This is a genomic window from Achromobacter animicus, assembly GCF_040775605.1.
In the GTDB taxonomy this organism is placed as follows: Bacteria; Pseudomonadota; Gammaproteobacteria; order Burkholderiales; family Burkholderiaceae_B; genus Achromobacter; species Achromobacter animicus.
The window spans coordinates 1,546,088-1,567,312 of the sequence record NZ_JAYGJK010000001.1 but is presented as its reverse complement, the minus strand read 5'-3'; the positions used below and the strand labels follow the sequence as shown (position 1 = coordinate 1,567,312).

The window sequence follows — 21,225 nt, the reverse complement described above, 5'->3', positions numbered from 1 at the left end:
CGAACGCCGAGCCGAGCCCGCGCCAGCGCGTCGGCGAACCCGGAATGGGCAAGGACATCTGGGACTGGCACGAGGCGCTCAGCGTCTACAGCGATCCGGGCTACGCCGAGAAAGGCCAACTCACAGTCACCTATCTGACCGACGCGCACCGCGCCTGCGCCGCGCGCATCTCGCAATGGATGAAGGACTGCGGCTTTGACGAGGTCGGCATCGATGCCGTCGGCAACGTGGTCGGGCGTTACCGTGCCGCGCAGCCCGGCGCACCGGTCCTCATGTCGGGCAGCCATTTCGACACGGTACGCAACGCCGGCAAGTACGACGGCCGGCTCGGCATCTTCGTGCCCATGGCCTGCGTGCGCGCGCTGCACCGCCAGAACCGCCGGCTGCCCTTCGACGTGGAGGTGATCGCCTTCGCCGAAGAAGAAGGCCAGCGCTATCGCGCGACGTTCCTGGGGTCGGGCGCCCTGATCGGCGATTTCAAGCCTGAATGGCTGGACCAGAAGGACGCCGACGGCATCACCATGCGCGACGCCATGCTGCACGCGGGGCTGGACATCGACGGCATTGCCGGCCTGCGGCGCGATCCGGCCCGCTACCTGGGCTTTGTCGAGGTCCACATCGAACAAGGCCCCGTGCTGTACGAACTGGGGCTGCCACTGGGCGTCGTCACGTCGATCAACGGCTGCGTGCGCTATCAAGTGCAGATCCTGGGTCTGGCCAGCCACGCGGGCACGACGCCCATGGACCGCCGGCGCGACGCCGCCGTGGCCGCCGCCGAACTGGCGCTGTTTGTCGAACGGCGCGCCGCCCGCGATGGCGACTCGGTCGGCACCGTGGGCATGTTTGAGGTGCCCAGCGGGTCGATCAACGTCGTGCCGGGCGAATGCCGATTCAGCCTGGACCTGCGCGCGCCCAGCGATACGCAGCGCGACGCGCTGGCGGAGGACGTGCTGGCCGAACTGGCCGCCATCTGCAAGCGGCGCGGCCTGCGTTATGCGCTGGAGGAAACCATGCGCGCCGCCGCCGCGCCCAGCGATCCGCGTTGGCAGCAGCGCTGGGAACGCGCGGTCGACGCGCTGGGCGTACCCGTGCACCGCATGCCCAGCGGCGCGGGCCACGACGCCATGAAACTGCACGAGGTCATGCCGCAAGCCATGCTGTTCGTGCGCGGCCAGAACAACGGCATCAGCCACAACCCCAACGAATCCACCACCAGCGACGACATCGAACTTGCCGCGCAGGCCATGCTGGGCCTGCTCGATGCGCTGGCCAACGAAACCTCGACATAACGCCATGACCGATTACGCCCGACTCGACGCCTGGGTTGACGCCCATTTCGACGAAGAAGTCCGCCTCCTGCAGGAATTGGTCCGCGTGCCCACCGACACGCCGCCCGGCAACAACGCGCCGCACGCCGTGCGCACCGCGGAACTGCTGCAAGGCTTTGGTCTTGAGGCCGAAGCGCATCCCGTGCCTGCGCAGGCCGTGCAGGACTACGGCATGCAGTCCATCACCAACCTCATCGTGCGGCGCGAATACGGCGATGAGGGCCCGCGCATCGCGCTCAACGCCCACGGCGACGTGGTGCCGCCCGGAGACGGCTGGACGCACGATCCTTATGGCGCCGAGATCGACAACGGCAGCCTGTACGGCCGCGCCGCCGCGGTCAGCAAGAGCGACTTCGCCAGCTTCACGTTCGCCGTGCGGGCGCTGGAAGCCATCGCCAAGCCGACCCGCGGCGCGGTGGAATTGCACTTCACGTATGACGAGGAATTCGGCGGCCTGCTCGGTCCCGGCTGGCTGCTCGCGCAGGGGCTGACGCGTCCCGACCTCTTGATCGCGGCGGGCTTCAGCTATGAAGTCGTCACCGCGCACAACGGCTGCCTGCAGATGGAGGTAACGGTGCACGGCAAGATGGCCCACGCCGCCATTCCCAGCAGCGGCGTCGACGCCTTGCAGGGCGCCGTCGCGCTGTTGAATGCCTTGTATGCGCAGAACGCGCAGTACCGCAAGATCACGTCGCAGGTGCCGGGCATCTCGCATCCGTACCTGAACGTGGGCCGGATCGAAGGCGGCACCAACACGAACGTGGTGCCGGGCAAGGTCAGCTTCAAGCTGGACCGCCGCATGATTCCCGAAGAAAACGCCGTCGAGGTCGAGGCCGGCATCCGGCGCATCATCGAGGAAACCGCAGCGTCATGTCCCGGCATCCGCGTGGACATCAAGCGGCTGTTGCTGGCCAATTCGATGCGCCCGCTGCCAGGCGCGCAGCCGCTGGTGCAGGCCATCCAGCAACACGGCGAGGCCGTGTTCGGCGAACCCATCCCGGCGATGGGCACGCCGCTGTACACCGACGTGCGGTTATACGCCGAGGCCGGCATCCCCGGCGTGATCTACGGCGCAGGCCCGCGCACGGTGCTGGAATCGCACGCCAAGCGGAGCGACGAACGTGTCGTTCTGGAAGACCTGCGCCGCGCGACGAAGGTCATCGCGCGTACGCTGGCAGATCTGCTGCAACCCGGCACGGGTGTCTGACACCCTGCTCTACGCCAGCCGCATCACCCGGCGCCAGAACAGCACCGCCACCAGCACGAACACGGCCAGCCCCAGATAGGACGCCATGCCGGCGAAGTCTTCGCCAACGATCGCCAGCGGCGCCTCGGACCCCGCTGCCCCGATGATCGCGGCCATCAGCACACCCACCAGGCTCTCACCCACGATCAGCCCGGAAGCGAGCAGCACGCCGCGGCGGTTGGCCGCTTCGGCGTAGCTGTCATAGGGCTGGCCGGCGGCGGCAGCGCGGCGGCGCAGCGCGCCTTCCAGCAGCCACGCCAGCAGCGCGCCCGCCACGATGGGCGCGGCCACGGTCGGCGGCAGGTAGATGCCGATGCCCACCGCCAGCACGGGGATGCGCGCAACCTTGCACGTGCGCTTCAGAATTTCATCCACTACGATCAGCCCCACGCCGACAGCCATGCCGATCAGGATCATGGTCCAGTTGAGCTGGTGGGTGAAGATGCCGCGCGTGATCGCGAGCATCAGCGTGGCCTGCGGCGCCGACAGCGCCTGCGACGGGTCCATGCCCTCGCGCGGCATCGCGTCCGCGAAACCGTACGCGTTGTACAGCAGCTCCAGCACCGGCGAGATCACCGCCGCGCCCACGACGCAGCCGATCAGCAGCGCAACCTGCTGGCGCCACGGCGTTGCGCCCACCAGCCAGCCGGTCTTCAGGTCCTGCAGGTTGTCGTTGGAAATGGACGCCACCGCCACCACGGCCGACGTGCTGAAGATCGCCAGCGCGATCGCCATCTGCACGCCATTTTCCAGCGCCATCAGATCGCCGCCCACGCCCAGCATCAGCACCGACACCAGCACGATGGCGACGATGCCCACGCCGGAGATCGGGCTGGTCGACGAGCCCACCAGGCCCGCCATGTAGCCGCAGGCGGCCGCCACCAGAAAACCGAACACAAACGCGAACAGCACCGCATAGGCCACCAGCTTCCAGATGGCGCCCGCCGACAGCGGCGTGCCGGACAGGAACACCTGGAACGTGAAGACCAGGATCGCCACCAGCACCAGCGTCACCGCCGAGATCCAGCCGGCCGACAGGTCACGCTCTGTGCGCGGCGCCGCCCCGGCGCGTGCGGCGCCCTCCTTGGTCAGCGCCGAAAACGACGCCTTTACGCCGCGCGCCATCGGCACGAACAGCGTCGCCAGCGTCCAGATCGCGCCCACGGCGATCACGCCCGCGCCAATGAAGCGCACCTGCGAGGACCACAAGCCTGTGGCGTACGAAGCCAGCGTCGCCCCGGCGGGCATGTCGCCCATGGCGGTCAGGATGGGCACCGCGATGCCCCACGCAATCACCAGGCCCGTCAGCATCGCCAGCCCGGCAACGATGCCGATCAGATAGCCCGCGCCCAGCAGCGCCAGCGAAAAGCCCATCGGCAGGCGGAACACCGCGCCGCCCAAAGCAAACCAGCCGCTCACGCTGTCGCCCAGGACCCGCAGGCCGTTGGCCGCAAAGCTGACCACGGCCGCCGCGATACCGCCGGCGACGATGTCGCCCATGCCGGTGGCGGCGGGTTTGGCCGAGGCGCCCGCTGCGTCCTGCAACTCGTCCTGCGCGCGCTCGGCGCTGCCGACGCGCAGAATCTCGGCCGCCGCCACGCCCTCGGGATACGGCAGGTTGCTCTGCACCACCATCACGTGACGCAACGGAATCGTGAACATCACGCCCAGCATGCCGCCGGCCGCGCAGATGCCCAGCGTCTGCCAGAACGGAAAGCCCTGCCAGTGGCCCATCATGACCAGCGCCGGCAGGATGAAGATGATGGCCGACAGCGTGCCGGCCGCCGAAGCCTGCGTCTGCACCATGTTGTTTTCAAGGATGTTGGCGTCCTTGAACATGCGAAGGACGGACATCGAGATGACCGCCGCCGGGATGGCGGACGAAAACGTCAGGCCCACCTTCAGCCCCAGGAACACATTCGAGGCGGTAAAGATGACGGTGATCAGCGCGCCGAGCAGGACGCCGCGGAACGTCAGCTCCGGCAGCGTGACCTCCGGCGGAACGCGGATGGGCTCAGTCATGGGTTTCTCCCTATTGATAGCCGCGAATTCTAGCGCCTGGCCGTCCACACCGTGGTCACCAGCCGTAAGCACGATGCGGCGGTAGAACCTGCCGTGGCGCGGGACCCTGGCGAAAGATTATGCTGAAAGCGCAGGATTTGCCCGGGAATTTCGATGCCTCATGCCTGGCGCATGGGTCTAGGATGAGGATAAAAACAGGAGACGACTTACCATGCTCGACCCTCGCCAGCCTCTTTCCGCATCGGCCCGCCAAGACGACGCCGACCCCGCAGAAACCGCCGAATGGCGCGAAGCGCTGCAGTCCCTGCTGGAGGCGGACGGGGCCGATCGTGCCGGCTATGTGCTGGACAGCGTGCTGGGTCATGCCGCCTCGCTCGGCCTGCGCGCCAACAGCCAGACCCGCACCGCGTACCTGAACACCATTCCCGCCGACCAGGAACCGCCGTTTCCCGGCAATCTGGCCGTCGAAGAGCGCATCGCCCGCATCAACCGCTGGAACGCGCTGGCAATGGTGGTGCGCGCCAACCAGGCGCATGGCGAACTCGGCGGCCACATCGCCAGCTACGCGTCGGCCGCCGACCTGTTCGAGGTCGGCTTCAACCATTTCTTCCGGGCACGCTCGGACGGCAATCCCGGCGACATCGTCTACATGCAGCCGCACTCTGCGCCCGGCGTGTACGCGCGCGCCTTCCTGGAGGGCTTTCTGGGCGAAGATGACCTGGCGCACTTCCGCCAGGAAATCACGGCCACCACGCGCGGCCTGCGAGGCCTGTCGTCCTATCCCCACCCGTGGCTGATGCCCGACTTCTGGCAGTTCCCCACGGGTTCGATGGGTATCGGCCCCATCAACGCGATCTACCAGGCGCGCTTCATGCGCTACCTGGAGCACCGCTCGCTCGTGCCCGGCGCCGACCGCAAGGTGTGGGGCATTTTCGGCGACGGCGAAATGGACGAGCCCGAATCCATCGCCGCGCTCACGCTGGCCGCGCGCGAAAAGCTCGACAACCTGATCTTCGTCGTCAACTGCAACCTGCAACGCCTGGACGGCCCGGTGCGTGGCAACGGCCGCATCATCGACGAGCTGGAAACCCTGTATGCGGGTGCCGGCTGGAACGTCATCAAGCTGGTCTGGGGCAGCGACTGGGACGCCCTGCTGCGCCGGGACACGGGCGGCGCGCTGGCCCGCGCCTTCGCCAACACCGTGGACGGCCAGTTCCAGACCTTCGCGGCCAACGACGGCGCCTTCAACCGCGCCCATTTCTTCAACCAGAATCCCGAACTGGCTGCACTAGTGGCCGACTGGTCGGACGAAGCCATCGACCGCCTGAGCCGGGGCGGCCACGACATGGTGAAGATCCACGCGGCTTACCACCGCGCCGCGCGCCATCGCGGCCAGCCCACCGTCATCCTCGCGCAGACCAAGAAGGGGTTCGGCATGGGGACGGCCGGCCAGGGCAAGATGACCACCCACCAGCAGAAGAAGCTGGACGACGAGGCGCTGCTCGCCTTCCGCGACCGCTTCGCGCTGCCGATTTCCGACGCCGATTGCCTGGCGCTCAAGTTCTACCGGCCCGCCGACGACAGCGCCGAGCTGCGCCACCTGCAGGCGCGCCGCGCCGCGCTGGGCGGCTACATTCCCCGCCGCAACGCCGAGGCCCCGCGGCTCGCGCCGCCGGACGCAGACCAATGGGCGCGTTTCGCCCTGGCCGCAGACGGCAAGGAAATGTCGTCCACGATGGCCATCGTGCGCATGCTCACCGCGCTGCTGAAAGACGCCACCGTGGGCCCGCGCATCGTGCCCATCGTTGCCGACGAAGCCCGCACCTTCGGCATGGCCAACCTGTTCCGGCAGATCGGCATCTATTCCGCGCAAGGCCAGCTCTATGAACCCGAGGACATCGGCTCGGTGCTGTACTACCGCGAGGCGCGCGACGGCCAGATCCTCGAAGAAGGCATCACCGAGGCCGGCGCGATCTCGTCATGGACCGCGGCCGGCACCAGCTATTCGGTCAACGGCCTGCCGATGCTGCCCTTCTATATCTATTACTCGATGTTCGGATTCCAGCGCATCGGGGACCTGATCTGGGCGGCCGCCGACCAGCGCACCCGGGGCTTTTTGATCGGCGCCACGTCGGGCCGCACGACGCTGGGCGGCGAGGGGCTGCAACACCAGGACGGCTCCAGCCACATCATGGCCGCCACCGTCCCCAACTGCCGCGCCTACGACCCGGCCTACGCCTACGAGGTCGCCGTCATCGTCGAACACGGCATGCGCCGCATGCTGGACGAGCAACGCGACGAATTCTTCTACCTGACCGTCACGAACGAGAACCTGGCGCAACCCGGCATGCCCGAGGACCCGGCCACGCGCGAAGGCATCCTGCGCGGCCTGTACCGGCTGCGGCCCGCGCGCGGCAAGGCTCAGGTCCGCCTTCTGGCCGCCGGCCCCATGCTGCGCGAGGCCGAGATGGCCGCCACCCGCCTGCAGGACGAATTCGGCGTGGACGCCGAGGTCTGGAGCGTCACCAGCTATTCCGAGCTGGCCCGCAGCGGCCGCCAGGCTGAGCGCGCACGCGTGCTGGGTCTGGACGCGCCCGACGATCAGGACTGGGTGCGCACCTGCCTGGGCGGCAGCGACGCGCCCGTGATCGGCGCCAGCGATTACGTGCGCGCCGTACCCGAACAGATCCGCGCGTACGTGCCCGCGCCCTACCGCACGCTCGGCACCGACGGGTTCGGCCGCAGCGACACCCGGGCCCGGTTGCGCGATTTCTTCGAGGTCAGCGCGGACTGGATCGTGCTGTACGCCCTGGACAGCCTGGGCAGGCAGGACGACACGCGCGCACTGCGCGAATCCCTGAATGCCGGCAGCCGCCAGGCGCCGCCCTGGGAGGTCTGACTCTCGTCCATCGAATCTCGACCATCGGACCGATGCAGCGCTGGTGTTTGCTTGATTAAAAGCTAACCAACGCGAACACTCGCTGCAGTGCAGCAACCAAGCACCCGCGCTTTCTGGTGAAATACGGGTGTTCCCCAAGCATTTCGCAAAGAATACGGCGGGCCGCGAGCCCGCCTTTTGTCATCCCGATTTTTCATCCCTGTTTTTTTTCCGTTAGCCCTTTCAGGCCCCGATCCCATGGACGAAACTCTCACCAAACTGGCGTTGGACTACCACGCCTATCCCACTCCCGGCAAAATCTCGGTCACCCCGACCAAGACCCTGGCCAACCAGGACGACCTGTCCCTGGCCTACTCCCCCGGCGTGGCTGCGGCTTGCATGGCCATTTTCGACCAGGGCGACGACGCCGCCTCCAAGTACACGTCGCGCGGCAACCTCGTGGGCGTGATCACCAACGGCACCGCCGTGCTGGGCCTGGGCAACATCGGCCCGCTGGCCGCCAAGCCCGTGATGGAAGGCAAGGGTTGCCTGTTCAAGAAATTCGCCGGCATCGACGTGTTCGACATCGAACTGGCCGAGAACGATCCGGACAAGCTGGTCGACATCATCGCGGCGCTGGAACCCACGCTGGGCGGCGTCAACCTTGAAGACATCAAGGCGCCCGAATGCTTCTACATCGAGAAGAAGCTGCGCGAGCGCATGAAGATCCCCGTCTTCCACGACGACCAGCACGGCACCGCCATCATCTCGTCGGCCGCCATCCTGAACGGCCTGAAGGTCGTGAACAAGGACATCGGCTCGGTCAAGCTGGCGTGCTCGGGCGCTGGCGCCGCCGCCATCGCCTGCCTGGACCTGCTGGTTCACCTGGGCATCAAGCGCGAAAACATCTTCGTGGTGGACTCGCGCGGCGTCATCTGGGACGGCCGCGACGAAAACATGGAAGCCAACAAGAAGCGCTACGCGCAAAAGACAGACGCGCGCACGCTGGCCGACGTGGTCAATGGCGCCGACGTGTTCCTGGGTTGCTCCACCGCCGGCGTGCTCACCGCCGACATGGTCAAGACCATGGCCGACCGTCCGCTGATCCTGGCCCTGGCCAACCCGGAACCCGAAATCCGCCCCGAAGTCGCCAAGGCCGCGCGCCCCGACTGCATCATCGCGACCGGCCGCTCGGACTACCCGAACCAGGTCAACAACGTCCTGTGCTTCCCCTTCATCTTCCGCGGCGCCATGGATGCCGGCGCCTCGCGCATCACCGAAGAAATGAAGCTGGCGTGCGTCAAGGCCATCGCCGATCTGGCGCAGGCCGAGCAGAACGATGAAGTGGCCCGCGCCTACGCCGGCCAGGAACTGTCGTTTGGCCCCGAGTACATCATCCCCAAGCCGTTCGATCCGCGCCTCATCGTGCAGATCGCCCCGGCCGTGGCACAAGCTGCCGCCGACTCCGGCGTCGCCGCTCGTCCCATCGAAGACATCGAAGCCTACCGCCAGAAGCTGATGGGCTTCGTGTACCACTCGGGCCAACTGATGCGCCCGCTGTTCGCCCAGGCCAAGAAGGCGCCCAAGCGCGTCATCTACGCCGACGGCGAAGACGAACGCGTCCTGCGCGCCGTGCAGACGGTCGCCGACGAAAAGCTGGCGTTCCCGATCCTGATCGGCCGTCCCGCCGTCATCGAGATGCGCATCCAGAAGGCCGGGCTGCGCCTCGTCGCCGGCCAGCACTTCGAGATCGTCGATCCCGAAGACGACAGCCGCTTCAATGAAACCTGGAACGCGTACTACCAGCTGAAGGGCCGTGAAGGCGTGACGCCGGCCATCGCCAAGGCGATGATCCGCAAGCACAACACGCTGATCGGCGCGATGCTGCTGCGCCGTGGCGACGCCGACGCGCTGCTGTGCGGCGTGGCCAGCAAGTACGACAACCAGCTCAAGTACATCGACGAAATCATCGGCAAGAAGGAAGGCCAGACGTACGCCGCCCTGAACGTGCTGATGCTGCCCGACCAGACGCTGTTCGTCACCGACACGCACGTCAACGAGAACCCGTCGGCCGACGAAGTCGCCAGCATCACCATCCAGGCCGCCGATGAAATGCTGCGTTTCGGCGTCGTGCCGAAGATCGCCCTGCTGTCGCACTCGAACTTCGGCAGCCGCGTCACGGAATCGTCGCGCAAGATGGCCGCCGCGCGCCAGATCGTGCAAGACCGCGCGCCCGATCTCGAAGTCGACGGCGAAATGCACGCTGATGCCGCCCTGTCCGAAAAGATCCGCGTCCTGGCCTACCCGGACAGCACGCTGAAGGGCCGCGCCAACCTGTTGGTCATGCCCAATCTGGACACGGGCAACATCACGTACAACATGCTGAAGATGACCGGCAGCAATGGCGTCGCGATGGGTCCGATCCTGCTGGGCGCCGCGCGTCCCGTGCACATCCTGACCACCAGCGCCACCGTGCGCCGCATCGTCAACATGACGGCGCTGGCCGTGGTGGACGCGCAGCAGGAAGCCGCTGAAGAAGCCAAGAAGCGCCGCCGCTGATCGCACCGTCTCGCTGCAGACAAGCGGGCGCCCCTGAACGGGGCGCCCGTTTTATTTCGGGATGGTAAAACCTAGCTTGTCCTTTACCCTGGAGACGACATGCTGGCCGATGCAATGTATGCCTGGTTCCACTATCTGGCGATCTTCGTACTCGTGGTGGTCCTGACCGCCGAAGCCGTCCTGATACGGCCTGACCTGACGCCGGCCGGCGTGAAGCGCCTGATCATCTACGACCGCCTCTACGGCGTGTCCGCAATCCTGGTCCTGGTCACCGGCGTGCTGCGGCTGACCTTGGGCGCCAAAGGCGCGGCGTTCTACATGGGCAACCCCTGGTTCCACGCCAAGATCTCGCTCTCTGTCGTCATCGCGCTCTGTTCCATCCCGCCCACGCTCACGTTCCTGCGCTGGGCAAAGCAACGTCGCCAGCAGCCGGAGTTCGTCCCCGCCTTGCCCGAGATCAAGCGCGCCCGGCGCTGGGTGATGATTGCCTCGCACCTGTTCATCTTCCTGCCGCTCTTCGCGGTGCTGATGGCGCGCGGCATCGGCTATTGACGCATCCGGCGGCTGACGCGCCCGCTCAGGGGCAGCGCGCCCGGGCCGGGCGCTCCGGCTCCTTGCCGTCAATGATGAAGGTATCGAAGCGGATCACGCCCGCCGCTTCGTTGTCCACGATGTCCACGACCTCGCCTTGCAGCGTCTGCAAGACGGACTTGCCCTCGGGCACATCCTCATGGCCGGCGCGCTTGGCAGCCTGCCCGTTCCACGGCGAAAAAACCAGCACACCGGGATACGGTTCGCGCTCGCCCGCGGCCTTGCGCCGCGCAGTCTTGAATTGCGTGCCGGCGGGGTAGGTCAGCCCGCCGAACGGGGTGCTGCAGGCGAGCTCCGCATCCGTGACCCGCAGCACTTCGCGCGACGCATCCAGATAAAGGCTCGGCCGGCTCAGGTAAAGCCCGAACACCTGCACGGCAGTCATGCCATTCACGCTCACCCGCCAACGGTCCGGGTCGCGCGAACCATCGGTATAGACGGTGCCGTCAGACCCTCGCAGCACAGCCCCCGGCGCGATCTCCAGGTCTGCGGCCCGGTTGCCGTCCGCCAGCACACATTGTCCGAACGCCTTCAAGGCGCCATCGGGCATCACGTCGAACTCGATGTCCTGCGTGGCATCGCAACGCCAGCTCTGCACGTCCTGCACACCGGCGCCGCGCAGAATGACTGATCGCGGATGCCTGCCCAGCAGCGCATACGTGTCCTTCTCGTATTCGGCATCGAGATAACGCCGCACGAACGTCGCGTTCACGCCCAGCATGGACACCGCCTGCGGAAAGCTGGCCTCGACGTAGGTGTCGAGTTTTCCTTCGTCCTGCAGTTTCAACCGCGTACCGGCAGGCATCGTGACACCGCTCACTGTCGTAGCCTGCTGCAACGTCACATTGCGTGCCGCTTCGCCGCGTTCGATCTCCCGCTCGATCTGCCACATCATGGCCTGGAACCACGCATAAAAGCCGAATGGCACCAACAGTGCCACGCACAGCAACGCCGACGTCTTCCAGTATTTGCGAACCGTGCGCCGCGCGCCGCGGCTGATTGCCAGAACCAGCCCCCATCCCAGCAGCAATAGTCCTGCGAAGAAGCCGGCGGTAAGCAAGATGAAAAAACTGGCGCTGGGAAGTGCTATCGGAATCATGGCGGTGATGCTATCCGCAAAATTACTCTGTGGCGAATTATCAGAATTTTATTAAAGACACCACTTCTCAGACCGAATGTAATGACCCCTGTCGACGGAAACACACCCTGAACCGCTGAAAAACACCGTCGGCAAATCGTTTTTCGGCCCTTTTTGACAGACATCAAATCATGAAATCCAAGGTGTTCATTGCGCTGGCCATCAGCGCCTTCGCTTCCACTTCGCAACTGGCGTTCGCCGCCGACGGCACGATCAACTTCACCGGCGCAATCTCCGCCAACACGTGCACCATCGACGGCAACGGCAGCGGCAACAAGAATTTCAACGTGCTCATGCCCTCGGTCGGCGTCGACGCCCCGACCACGGCAGGCCAAACGGCCGGTACCACGCCTTTCACCATCCGACTGACGGCGTGCACCCCGGACACGGGCACGGTCCACACCCTTTTCGAACCCGGCTCCAATGGCAATGCCGCAACCGGCAATCTGACAATCGGCGCGGGTGGCGCAAACAACGTTGAAGTCCGCCTTTTGAATGGCGACGCAACGCCCATCAACGTCACGGTGGCCGACGAAGCCCAGAACTCCAAAGCCGTTTCCCTGAGCAGCGGCGAGGCCTCGCTCAATTACCTGGCCCAGTATTTCGCACTCGGTCAGGCCAGCGCCGGCCACGTAACCGCCACCGCCAAATACACCATCATTTACCAATAAGCCGCCAGGCTTGGCCTCTGCAATGCCTTGAAGCCGCCCGGATCAGTAGTCAAGACCCACCGTTATAGTCCGAGGAATCCGATGAACCCATTCAACGTAGTCATTGCCGCCACCGCGTTGGCAGGCTGTATTTCCGCCGCAGCGCCGGCCACCGCATCCGTCGTCATTGGCGGCACTCGCATCATCTACGAGGCCGGGCAGGCGGAAGTCAACGTCAAGCTCAAGAACGAAGGCAGCCAGCCCGCCCTCACCCAGGCCTGGATCGACAAGGGCGACGCCAAGGCGGCGCCGGGATCCATCCAGGTGCCGTTTATCGTGACCCCGCCCGTCACCCGGATCGACCAGGGCAAGGGCCAGACCCTGCGCCTGATGCACACGGGCGAACCGATGGTCCAGGACAAAGAGTCCGTATTCTGGCTCAACGTGCTGGAAATTCCGCCCAAGGACAAAGCCAACCAGAACCTGCTGCAGATGGCATTCCGCTCGCGCATCAAGCTGTTCTACCGGCCCGCAGGGCTCAAAGGCAAGGCCGAGGACGCGCCCTCGCAAGTCAGCTGGCGCCTGGTCAAGTCCGGCAACCGCAACGCCATCGAAGCCACCAATCCCACGCCGTATCACGTCACCTTCATCGAAGTGAATGTGGCAAGCAACGGCAAGCGCGCAAAGTTCACCGACGGGGACATGCTTGCCCCGGGCGAAAAAAAGATCCTTCCCCTTGTGGGCGACGTGGTCCAGGGCGCAAATGCCGAAGTCACGTACCGCTTCCTGAATGACCATGGCGGCGCGGTCAAAGGCGCCCGGTCCGTCAGCGCCACCTAGCACGACACAAGCATTACCGGCCCGGATCGACCGGCCGGCTGTCTGCTCACCAATCCCATTCCCGACGCCAGCAACGCGGCACGATCGGCCGGCATCAGCCTGCCGGCAGCGCCGCGCCTGATCACGCCCCTGCCCATCATGGAACGTCTTGCCACCACGCCGCATTTCGCGCTCGCCGCGATCACGCTAAGCCTGCTCAGCGCAACTGCCTGGGCCGCAGGCAGCACCGAGCTCGCCGCCATGGAAGCGGACGTGGAGTTCAACGATGCCTTTCTGGGCGGCGCGAACGTGGACGTCAGCCAGTTCTCGCGCTCGAACAGCGCAATCCCGGGCACCTACCGTCTCGACGTGCTGGTGAACGACCGCTGGCTGGGTCGTTCTGACGTGCGTATCGATAAATCGTCTTCCGCGAACGCGCCGCTTCAGGCGTGCTTCGACCAGGCGCTCGCGGAGCTGGTGGGCATCGATCTTGCCAAGGTTGACGCCGCGGTCGCCGGACGGTTGTCGGGCGACCAATGTGTCGCGCTGACCGACCTGGTGAAGGAAGCGCGCGCGGAGTTCGATGCGGGCGAGCAGCGGCTGAACGTGACGGTGCCGCAGGCGTCGCTGGTCCGGCAGGGCCGCGGTTTCGTGGACCCCAAACATTGGGACGAAGGGGTGCCCGCCGCGCTTCTGAATTACAACGCCAACTTCTACACCTCTCGCGCCGATGGCAAGGCTTCGACCCAGAGTTTTGCGGGCCTGAACGCCGGCGCGAACTTGGGCCCCTGGCGCCTGCGTCACACCGGCAACGCGACCAAGGACAGCAAGCGCGGCCTGCAGTATCAAAGCGTGCAGACGAATCTGCAGCGCAACATCACCGGCATGAAAAGCCAGCTGGTCATCGGCGACGCGTTCACGGACGGGTCCACTTTCGACAGCGTCGGGTTCCGCGGCGTACAGATGTCCAGCGACGATCGCATGTATCCCGAATCGCAGCGCGGCTTTGCGCCTACCCTGCGCGGCATCGCCAACACCAACGCGCGCGTCCAGGTCCGCCAGAACGGCAACATCATTTACGAAACCACCGTGGCCCCCGGCCCGTTCATCATCGATGACCTGTATGCCACCGGATACGGCGGCGACCTGGAAATGGTGGTCAACGAAGCCGACGGCCGTGTCCTGGTCTCCCGGGTTCCTTTCTCCGGCGCCGTGAATTCCTTGCGCCCGGGCGTGACCCGATACAGCGTGACCGCGGGCCAATACCGCACGCCGCAGACGGCCGATCGGCCGTTGATGGCGCAAGCGACCGTGCAGCATGGCATCAACAATCTCGTGACCGCCTACGGCGGCCTGACCGCGGCCCAAGGCTACGGCGCCGTATTGGGCGGCGCCGCGTTGAACACGGACTTCGGCGCGTTTGGGCTGGACATCACGCAGGCTGCCACGCGCCTGCCCAAAGAAAAGAACCGCAATGGACAAAGCGTCAAACTGAGCTACTCCAAATTTCTGGAGCCCACCAGCACCAGCCTAACGCTGGGCGCCTATCGCTATTCCAGCCGCGGCTACCTCAGCATGGCCGACGCCATGGAACTGCGATCCCGACAGGAGCACGGGCAAGGCGCGGGCCAATATGGAACGCAGCGCGGCCGCCTGCAGGCGACCATCAACCAGAAACTGCCGCAGGGTTATGGGTCCGTCCATTTCACCGGATCGACGCAGGATTACTGGGACAAACCGGGCCGCGACACTCAGCTCCAGGCCGGTTACAGCAACAGCTACAAGAACGTGAACTACAGCGTGTCGGCGACGCGTCAGCTCAACGTGGGCACGCAGAAGTGGGACAACCAGGTCATGCTCAACGTGGGCATTCCGCTGGGCCGCAACCAGAACCCGGTCTACGCGTCGACCAGCATGCAGAAGGGATCGGACGGTTCGGGCAGCATCCAGCAGTCTGTGGCGGGGGCTCTCGGCGCCGGCAACGCGTTCAACTATGGCGTGAGCGCCGGGCGCGCCATGTCGTCAAATGGTCCAGCCAACACCAACATCGCGGCCAACGCCTCGTACCGCACGCCGGTGGCCGCCGTGTCGGCCAACGCCAGCACCAGCTCGAACTACACGCAATACGGCGCGGGCCTTTCCGGCGGCGTTGTGGCGTATGGCGGCGGCGTCGTCATGACCCCGAACTCCGGCGAAACGATCGCAATCGTTGAGGCGAAAGACGCTGCCGGCGCCCGGGTGCTGACCAGCAGCGGGGTGCGCCTGGATTCCAAGGGTCGCGGCGTCGTATCGACATTGACGCCCTACGCCAGAAACAGCATCGAGCTCGACCCTAAGGGCCTGCCGCTGAACGTCGAACTCAAGGCGACCGAACAACATGTGGCCCCCACCGCCGGCGCGGTGGTTCGGCTGAGCTTCGAAACCGAAAGCACTGGAAGCGCGGCGCTGCTGACGGTGGCCACGCGCAGCGGCGAACCCCTTCCCTTCGGCGCTGACGTGCGGGATGCAGAGGGCAACAGCGTGGGTGTCGTGGCACAGGGCGGCCGCATTCTCGCGCGCGGACTGAAGAACAAACAAGGCGTCCTGACCGTGAAATGGGGCGCGAACGATGGCGAAACCTGCACGTTCGGTTATGCCCTCCCCGAGCAGCGTTCCAAGGCCGAATCGCTGCCTCAGGCAACCGGCCTGCTCTGCGAAGAGACGGCGCCCCGACTGATCGCCAAAAACTGACGACGAGAACATTGATGAAAAAGACCATCCTGCTTGCCGGGGCCACGCTGATCGCCTTGCTGGGCTCCACCACCTCGTGGGCTGCCTCGACCTGCACCCAGACGATAAGCGCGGTTTCCGTGAATACGCCGCCGCACATCACAGTACCTCGGGATGCGGCCGTGGGCACGGCCCTCACCGACTGGCTGACGACCGATCCCACTGCCGACTGGTTCAAGTGCAACGTTTCCGGAGGGGCCACCACGGGCACGGGTATGCGCGCCCTGATTCCCAGCGCAGGACAGACGAAGGTGGTTGACGGAGTTACCTACGAGGTCCATGCGACGGGCGTCGACGGCCTCGGCATCATCATCGGCGCCCGGAGCTTCATCAACGGCTGCAGTTGGTCGGCATTCCAAGCCCTCAGCCGGAACTGGAGAACAAGGGCATGCAACATGCAAGGCGCCGTCACCAACGGCGGACAGCTACGCGCGATGTTCGTTAAAACCGGGCCGGTTGCCACCGGCATTGTTTCGCCGATAACCATTGCATCCACCGCATCGTTCTCGAATGAAGTCGGCAGCGCTCTCACCCAGAATCCCGGACTCGAGATCAATTTCGTCACCATGGCGGTGTTGCTGTTCTCGCAGGCATGCACCACGCCCGACGTTTCCGTGCTTCTCGGATCCCCCAAAGCATCGGTCTTCAAGGGCAAGGGGACATCCAGTGAGCCGGTTCCATTCGACATTTCATTGAATGGCTGCCCGGCGGGAATGAGCGCCATCCACTACCAGATCGACGCCGTCACGCCCGTCCTGGACGCCGCAAACGCGGTCATCGGGCTGGACGCGGCCTCATCCGCGACGGGCGTTGGCATCCAGTTGCTGGACGGAGACGGAAATCCGGCAGTGCTGGGCACCAAGGTGCCGTTTACCGGCTACAACAGCGCATCGGGCGGCAGCTTCAAGATCCCCTTGCGCGCGAAATACCGTCAAACCGGCGACAAGGTCACGCCCGGTTCGGCTAACTCGGCAGTGACTTTCACGATGAATTATCTGTAGCTGCCAACGCAAGGCGCCAAAGAAAAACGCCAGTCGGCGCAGAGCTGACTGGCGTTTTGCCGGAAGGCGTCGCCTTCCGGAGGGGCGTAGCGAATTAACGCTTGTCCATCGGGGGCACGTCGCGCGTGACCGAACCGGTGAACAACTGACGGGGACGGCCGATCTTGTAGTCGGGATCCGACAGCATTTCGTTCCACTGGGCGATCCAGCCCACCGTGCGGGCCAGCGCGAAGATGGCCGTGAACAGCGAGGTCGGGATGCCGATGGCGCGCTGGACGATACCCGAGTAGAAGTCCACGTTCGGGTACAGCTTGCGCTGGACGAAGTACGGATCCGACAGGGCGATGCGTTCCAGTTCCATGGCCAGCTTGAACAGCGGGTCGTTTTCCAGGCCCAGGGCCGAGAGCACTTCCTTGCAGGTTTCCTGCATCAGCTTGGCGCGCGGGTCGTAGTTCTTGTAGACGCGGTGGCCAAAGCCCATCAGGCGCACGCCCGAGTTCTTGTCCTTGACCTTCTCCATGAACTCGCCGACCTTGTCGATGCCGCCGTTGGCTTGCAGTTCTTCGAGCATCTGCAGGCAAGCTTCGTTGGCGCCGCCGTGAGCCGGGCCCCACAGGCAAGCCACGCCAGCCGAGATCGCGGCGAACGGGTTGGTGCCCGACGAACCACACAGGCGCACGGTCGAGGTGGAGGCGTTTTGCTCGTGATCGGCGTGCAGGATGAAGATGCGGTCCAGCGCGCGCTCGACGACTTCATTGACCTTGTAGTCTTCGCACGGCGTGGCGAACATCATGCGCAGGAAGTTGCCCGTGTAGGACAGGTCGTTCTGCGGGTAGATGAACGGTTGGCCTTGCGAATACTTGTACGCCATCGCAACCAGCGTCGGCATCTTGGCGATCAGGCGGATGGCCGAGATGTGACGATGCTGCGGGTTCGTGATGTCGGTGGAATCGTGGTAGAACGCGGACAGCGCGCCGACCAGACCCGTCAGGACGGCCATCGGGTGGGCGTCGCGGCGGAAACCACGCAGGAAGAAATGCAGCTGCTCGTTGACCATCGTGTGATGGGTCACTTGCGAGTCGAAATCGGCCTTTTGCTCCTGGTTCGGCAGTTCGCCGTTCAGGATCAGGTAGCAGATGTCCATGAAGTCGCAGTTCACGGCCAGCTGTTCGATCGGGTAGCCGCGGTACAGCAGTTCGCCCTTGTCGCCGTCGATGTACGTGATGCCCGATTCGCAGGCAGCCGTCGACATGAAGCCGGGGTCAAACGTGAACATGCCCGTCTGGCCGTAAAGCTTGCGGATGTCGATCACATCCGGACCGACCGTGCCCTTGTAGACAGGGAACTCAATGGGTGCGCTGCCATCCGAGAAGGACAGAGTGGCTTTTTTGTCAGACAGGTTCATGTTTATTCCTCTCAATTAATCAGAGCGCGCGCATCTGGCCAATAATGCCTCGAAGCCTGGGCGTATCCAGCTCGCCTTCGAGGTCCTTACGGGCCAGCAGCAGATCGAGAAGATCGTTGTCTCCCATCTCGAACAGCTGGGTCAATGCGGCCACGTCATCATCGGTAAGTTCAGCCTCGTGGGCATCCAGATACCGGGTGATGATCAAGTCGTTTTCGAGCAGGCCGCGGCGCGCCCGCCAACGCAGTCGCGCCCGCTCCAGTTCAGTCAGCCTGCTCATTCGTACACCTCAAATACACAAAAACTAGACCGTGCGGCGGACCATCAGTTCCTTGATCTTGCCGATCGCCTTGGTCGGGTTCAGTCCCTTGGGACAGACGTCGACGCAGTTCATGATCGTATGGCAACGGAACAGGCGGTACGGATCTTCCAGGTTGTCCAGACGCTCGCCGGTGGCTTCGTCGCGGCTGTCGGCGATGAAACGGTAGGCTTGCAGCAGGCCGGCCGGGCCGACGAACTTGTCCGGATTCCACCAAAACGACGGGCAGGAAGTGGAACAGCACGCGCACAGGATGCACTCGTACAGACCGTCCAGCTCTTCGCGCGCCTCGGGCGACTGCAGGCGCTCTTTTTCGGGCGGCGGCGTGTCGTTGATGAGGTACGGGCGGATCGAGTGGTACTGGTTGAAGAAGTGCGTCATGTCCACGATCAGGTCGCGGATGACCGGCAGACCGGGCAACGGACGCAGCACGATCGGTTCCTTCAGTTCGCGCAGGTTCGTCGTGCAGGCCAGACCGTTCTTGCCGTTGATGTTCATGGCGTCGGAACCGCACACGCCTTCACGGCACGAGCGGCGCAGGGCCAGGCTGTCATCGACGTCGTTCTTGATGCGCACCAGCGCATCGAGCAGCATCTTGTCGGTGGGCTGGAGTTCGACGTCCAGCTTCTGCATGTAGGGACGCTCGTCCTTGTCCGGATCGTAGCGGTAGATTTCGAACTTGACGATTCTCTTGGTGCTCATAATGGGCTCAATCCGGACTTAGAAGGTACGCGCCTTGGGCGGGAAGGATTCGACCGTCAGCGGCTTCATCTGAACAGGCTTGTAATCCAGGCGGCTGCCTTCGGAGTACCACAGCGTGTGCTTCAGCCAGTTCTCGTCGTCGCGCGTCGGGTGATCGTCCAGCGCGTGCGCGCCGCGGCTTTCGGTGCGGGCGGCGGCCGACTTGATCGTGGCGCGTGCCACTTCGGTCATATTCGCCAGTTCCAGCGCCTCGACGCGGGCGGTGTTGAACACCTTGGACTTGTCCTTGAAGTAGATGCTGTCGGCTTGCTTGGCCAGGTCTTCGATCTGACCGACGCCTTCGTTCAACAGCTCCAGCGTGCGGAACACGCCGCAGTGGCGCTGCATCGAGAAGCGGATGGCGTTGCCGATGTCTTGCGTCTTTTCGCCGGACGTACGCGATTCCAGCTTGTTGATGCGGTCCAGCGAGAACTCGACGGCCTGTTGCGGCAGGTCCTGGTGCGCGCGCTGGCGCTCCGGATGCGAGTTCACGATGTGGTTGCCGGTGGCGCGGCCGAACACGATCAGGTCGAGCAGCGAGTTCGTGCCCAGGCGGTTTGCGCCGTGGACCGAGACCGCGGCGCACTCGCCGATGGCGTACAGGCCGTTGACGATCTTGTTCTCGCCGTTTTCACGCGTGAGCACCTGGCCGTGGTAGTTGGCCGGGATGCCGCCCATCTGGTAGTGGATGGTCGGGACGACGGGGATCGGTTCCTTGATCGGATCCACGTTGCCGAACTTGATGGCGATTTCGCGGATCGAGGGCAGGCGCTTGTTGATGACGTCGGCGCCCAGGTGATCGAGCTTGAGCACCACGTAGCTGCCGTCCGGACCGCAACCGCGGCCTTCCTTGATTTCCTGGTCCATCGAGCGCGACACGAAGTCGCGCGGCGCCAGATCCTTCAGCGTGGGCGCATAGCGCTCCATGAAGCGTTCGCCATCCTTGTTCAGCAGGATGCCGCCTTCGCCGCGCACGCCTTCCGTGATCAGCACGCCCGCGCCGGCCACGCCGGTCGGGTGGAACTGCCAGAATTCCATGTCCTGCAGCGGGATGCCGGCACGGGCAGCCATGCCCAGGCCGTCGCCGGTGTTGATGAACGCGTTGGTGGAAGCGGCCCAGATACGGCCCGCGCCGCCGGTCGCCAGCACCGTGGTCTTGGCTTCCAGGATGTAGATTTCGCCCGTTTCCATTTCGAGGGCGGTCACGCCCACGACGTCGCCGGCTTCGTTGCGCAGCAGGTCCAGCGCCATCCATTCGACGAAGAACTGGGTGCGCGCGGCAACGTTGCGCTGGTACAGGGTGTGCAGCAGGGCGTGGCCGGTACGGTCGGCAGCGGCACAGGCGCGCTGGACCGGCTTTTCGCCGAAGTTGGCGGTGTGGCCGCCGAACGGACGCTGGTAGATCGTGCCGTCGGGGTTGCGGTCGAACGGCATGCCGAAGTGCTCGAGCTCGTACACGGCGTTCGGTGCTTCACGGCACATGAATTCGATGGCGTCCTGGTCGCCCAGCCAGTCCGAACCCTTGACGGTGTCGTACATGTGCCAGTACCAGTTGTCTTCGCTCATGTTGCCCAGCGAGGCGCTCACGCCGCCTTGTGCGGCCACGGTGTGCGAACGCGTGGGGAACACTTTGGAGAGCACCGCAACGGACAGGCCCGCTTGGGACAGTTGCAGCGAACAACGCATGCCGGCTCCGCCGGCGCCCACGACCACCACATCAAACTGGCGGCGCGGCAGGGATTTCAGGACAGAGACCACG

Annotated in this window: 14 protein-coding genes and 1 pseudogene; 9 read left to right on the top strand and 6 right to left on the bottom strand. The window is 65.0% G+C overall.

Annotation, left to right across the window (positions count from 1 at the left end):
* Nucleotides 1-35: 35 nt before the first annotated feature.
* Nucleotides 36-1,289 (top strand): annotated as a pseudogene (locus AB3147_RS07025) (hydantoinase/carbamoylase family amidase); the annotation flags it as partial.
* Nucleotides 1,290-1,293: 4 nt separating this feature from the next.
* Nucleotides 1,294-2,535 (top strand): M20 family metallopeptidase, encoded by a 1,242-nt coding sequence (locus AB3147_RS07020; RefSeq protein ID WP_367351625.1) that lies wholly within the window; start codon nt 1,294-1,296, stop codon nt 2,533-2,535.
* Nucleotides 2,536-2,544: 9 nt separating this feature from the next.
* On the opposite strand, the gene AB3147_RS07015 is transcribed toward AB3147_RS07020, so the two are convergent.
* Entirely contained in the window at nt 2,545-4,596 is a 2,052-nt protein-coding gene (locus tag AB3147_RS07015; protein WP_367351624.1) for an OPT family oligopeptide transporter, read from the bottom strand.
* Between the two features lie 211 nt (nt 4,597-4,807).
* Here AB3147_RS07015 and mdeB point away from each other — a divergent pair, with 211 nt between their 5' ends.
* The 3 genes from mdeB (at nt 4,808) to AB3147_RS07000 (ending at nt 10,585) form a co-directional block, all read left to right on the top strand.
* The gene (mdeB, locus tag AB3147_RS07010) at nt 4,808-7,495 is read left to right on the top strand and encodes an alpha-ketoglutarate dehydrogenase (RefSeq protein ID WP_367351623.1); all 2,688 of its coding nucleotides are present in this window, start codon (nt 4,808-4,810) and stop codon (nt 7,493-7,495) included.
* A 237-nt stretch (nt 7,496-7,732) separates the two neighbouring features.
* Nucleotides 7,733-10,033 carry an NADP-dependent malic enzyme gene (locus AB3147_RS07005; RefSeq protein WP_175122888.1) on the top strand — a complete coding sequence of 767 codons (2,301 nt, stop codon included), beginning with the start codon at nt 7,733-7,735 and terminating at the stop codon, nt 10,031-10,033.
* Between the two features lie 99 nt (nt 10,034-10,132).
* Complete coding sequence (locus AB3147_RS07000) at nt 10,133-10,585, top strand: DUF2214 family protein (RefSeq protein ID WP_367351622.1); 453 nt, start codon at nt 10,133-10,135, stop codon at nt 10,583-10,585.
* Between the two features lie 25 nt (nt 10,586-10,610).
* Here AB3147_RS07000 and AB3147_RS06995 read toward each other — a convergent pair whose 3' ends face one another.
* Entirely contained in the window at nt 10,611-11,723 is a 1,113-nt protein-coding gene (locus AB3147_RS06995) for a hypothetical protein (RefSeq protein ID WP_367351621.1), read from the bottom strand.
* 170 nt (nt 11,724-11,893) lie between these two features.
* On the opposite strand from AB3147_RS06995, the gene AB3147_RS06990 reads away from it, so the two are divergent.
* From AB3147_RS06990 to AB3147_RS06975, 4 genes are all read left to right on the top strand, one after another.
* On the top strand, nt 11,894-12,433 hold the full coding sequence (locus AB3147_RS06990) for a fimbrial protein (protein WP_367351620.1): 540 nt from the start codon (nt 11,894-11,896) through the stop codon (nt 12,431-12,433).
* A gap of 81 nt (nt 12,434-12,514) precedes the next feature.
* Nucleotides 12,515-13,252 (top strand): fimbria/pilus periplasmic chaperone, encoded by a 738-nt coding sequence (locus AB3147_RS06985; RefSeq protein ID WP_367351619.1) that lies wholly within the window; start codon nt 12,515-12,517, stop codon nt 13,250-13,252.
* 138 nt (nt 13,253-13,390) lie between these two features.
* The gene (locus AB3147_RS06980; RefSeq protein WP_367351618.1) at nt 13,391-15,961 is read left to right on the top strand and encodes a fimbria/pilus outer membrane usher protein; all 2,571 of its coding nucleotides are present in this window, start codon (nt 13,391-13,393) and stop codon (nt 15,959-15,961) included.
* 14 nt (nt 15,962-15,975) lie between these two features.
* Complete coding sequence (locus tag AB3147_RS06975) at nt 15,976-17,001, top strand: fimbrial protein (RefSeq protein ID WP_367351617.1); 1,026 nt, start codon at nt 15,976-15,978, stop codon at nt 16,999-17,001.
* A gap of 94 nt (nt 17,002-17,095) precedes the next feature.
* Here AB3147_RS06975 and AB3147_RS06970 read toward each other — a convergent pair whose 3' ends face one another.
* Genes AB3147_RS06970 through sdhA form a run of 4 tightly spaced genes read right to left on the bottom strand, consistent with a single transcriptional unit; the run spans nt 17,096 to nt 21,224 of the window.
* Nucleotides 17,096-18,406: a citrate synthase gene (locus AB3147_RS06970; RefSeq protein ID WP_006218129.1), complete on the bottom strand. Its 1,311-nt coding sequence runs from the start codon at nt 18,404-18,406 to the stop codon at nt 17,096-17,098.
* A 19-nt stretch (nt 18,407-18,425) separates the two neighbouring features.
* On the bottom strand, nt 18,426-18,686 hold the full coding sequence (locus AB3147_RS06965; RefSeq protein ID WP_218345193.1) for a succinate dehydrogenase assembly factor 2: 261 nt from the start codon (nt 18,684-18,686) through the stop codon (nt 18,426-18,428).
* Nucleotides 18,687-18,710: 24 nt separating this feature from the next.
* A complete protein-coding gene (locus AB3147_RS06960; RefSeq protein ID WP_056322095.1) occupies nt 18,711-19,427 on the bottom strand; it encodes a succinate dehydrogenase iron-sulfur subunit in 717 nt (238 codons plus the stop codon).
* A gap of 18 nt (nt 19,428-19,445) precedes the next feature.
* Entirely contained in the window at nt 19,446-21,224 is a 1,779-nt protein-coding gene (gene sdhA, locus AB3147_RS06955; protein WP_367351616.1) for a succinate dehydrogenase flavoprotein subunit, read from the bottom strand.
* Nucleotide 21,225: the final 1 nt, after the last annotated feature.

Excerpts from the sequence above, each read along its gene's own strand:
- AB3147_RS07020 (WP_367351625.1), top strand. The coding sequence starts at position 1,294 with ATGACCGATTACGCCCGACTCGACGCCTGGGTTGACGCCCATTTCGAC.
- AB3147_RS07015 (WP_367351624.1), bottom strand. The coding sequence starts at position 4,596 with ATGACTGAGCCCATCCGCGTTCCGCCGGAGGTCACGCTGCCGGAGCTG.
- mdeB (WP_367351623.1), top strand. The coding sequence starts at position 4,808 with ATGCTCGACCCTCGCCAGCCTCTTTCCGCATCGGCCCGCCAAGACGAC.
- AB3147_RS07005 (WP_175122888.1), top strand. The coding sequence starts at position 7,733 with ATGGACGAAACTCTCACCAAACTGGCGTTGGACTACCACGCCTATCCC.
- AB3147_RS07000 (WP_367351622.1), top strand. The coding sequence starts at position 10,133 with ATGCTGGCCGATGCAATGTATGCCTGGTTCCACTATCTGGCGATCTTC.
- AB3147_RS06995 (WP_367351621.1), bottom strand. The coding sequence starts at position 11,723 with ATGATTCCGATAGCACTTCCCAGCGCCAGTTTTTTCATCTTGCTTACC.
- AB3147_RS06990 (WP_367351620.1), top strand. The coding sequence starts at position 11,894 with ATGAAATCCAAGGTGTTCATTGCGCTGGCCATCAGCGCCTTCGCTTCC.
- AB3147_RS06985 (WP_367351619.1), top strand. The coding sequence starts at position 12,515 with ATGAACCCATTCAACGTAGTCATTGCCGCCACCGCGTTGGCAGGCTGT.
- AB3147_RS06980 (WP_367351618.1), top strand. The coding sequence starts at position 13,391 with ATGGAACGTCTTGCCACCACGCCGCATTTCGCGCTCGCCGCGATCACG.
- AB3147_RS06975 (WP_367351617.1), top strand. The coding sequence starts at position 15,976 with ATGAAAAAGACCATCCTGCTTGCCGGGGCCACGCTGATCGCCTTGCTG.
- AB3147_RS06970 (WP_006218129.1), bottom strand. The coding sequence starts at position 18,406 with ATGAACCTGTCTGACAAAAAAGCCACTCTGTCCTTCTCGGATGGCAGC.
- AB3147_RS06965 (WP_218345193.1), bottom strand. The coding sequence starts at position 18,686 with ATGAGCAGGCTGACTGAACTGGAGCGGGCGCGACTGCGTTGGCGGGCG.
- AB3147_RS06960 (WP_056322095.1), bottom strand. The coding sequence starts at position 19,427 with ATGAGCACCAAGAGAATCGTCAAGTTCGAAATCTACCGCTACGATCCG.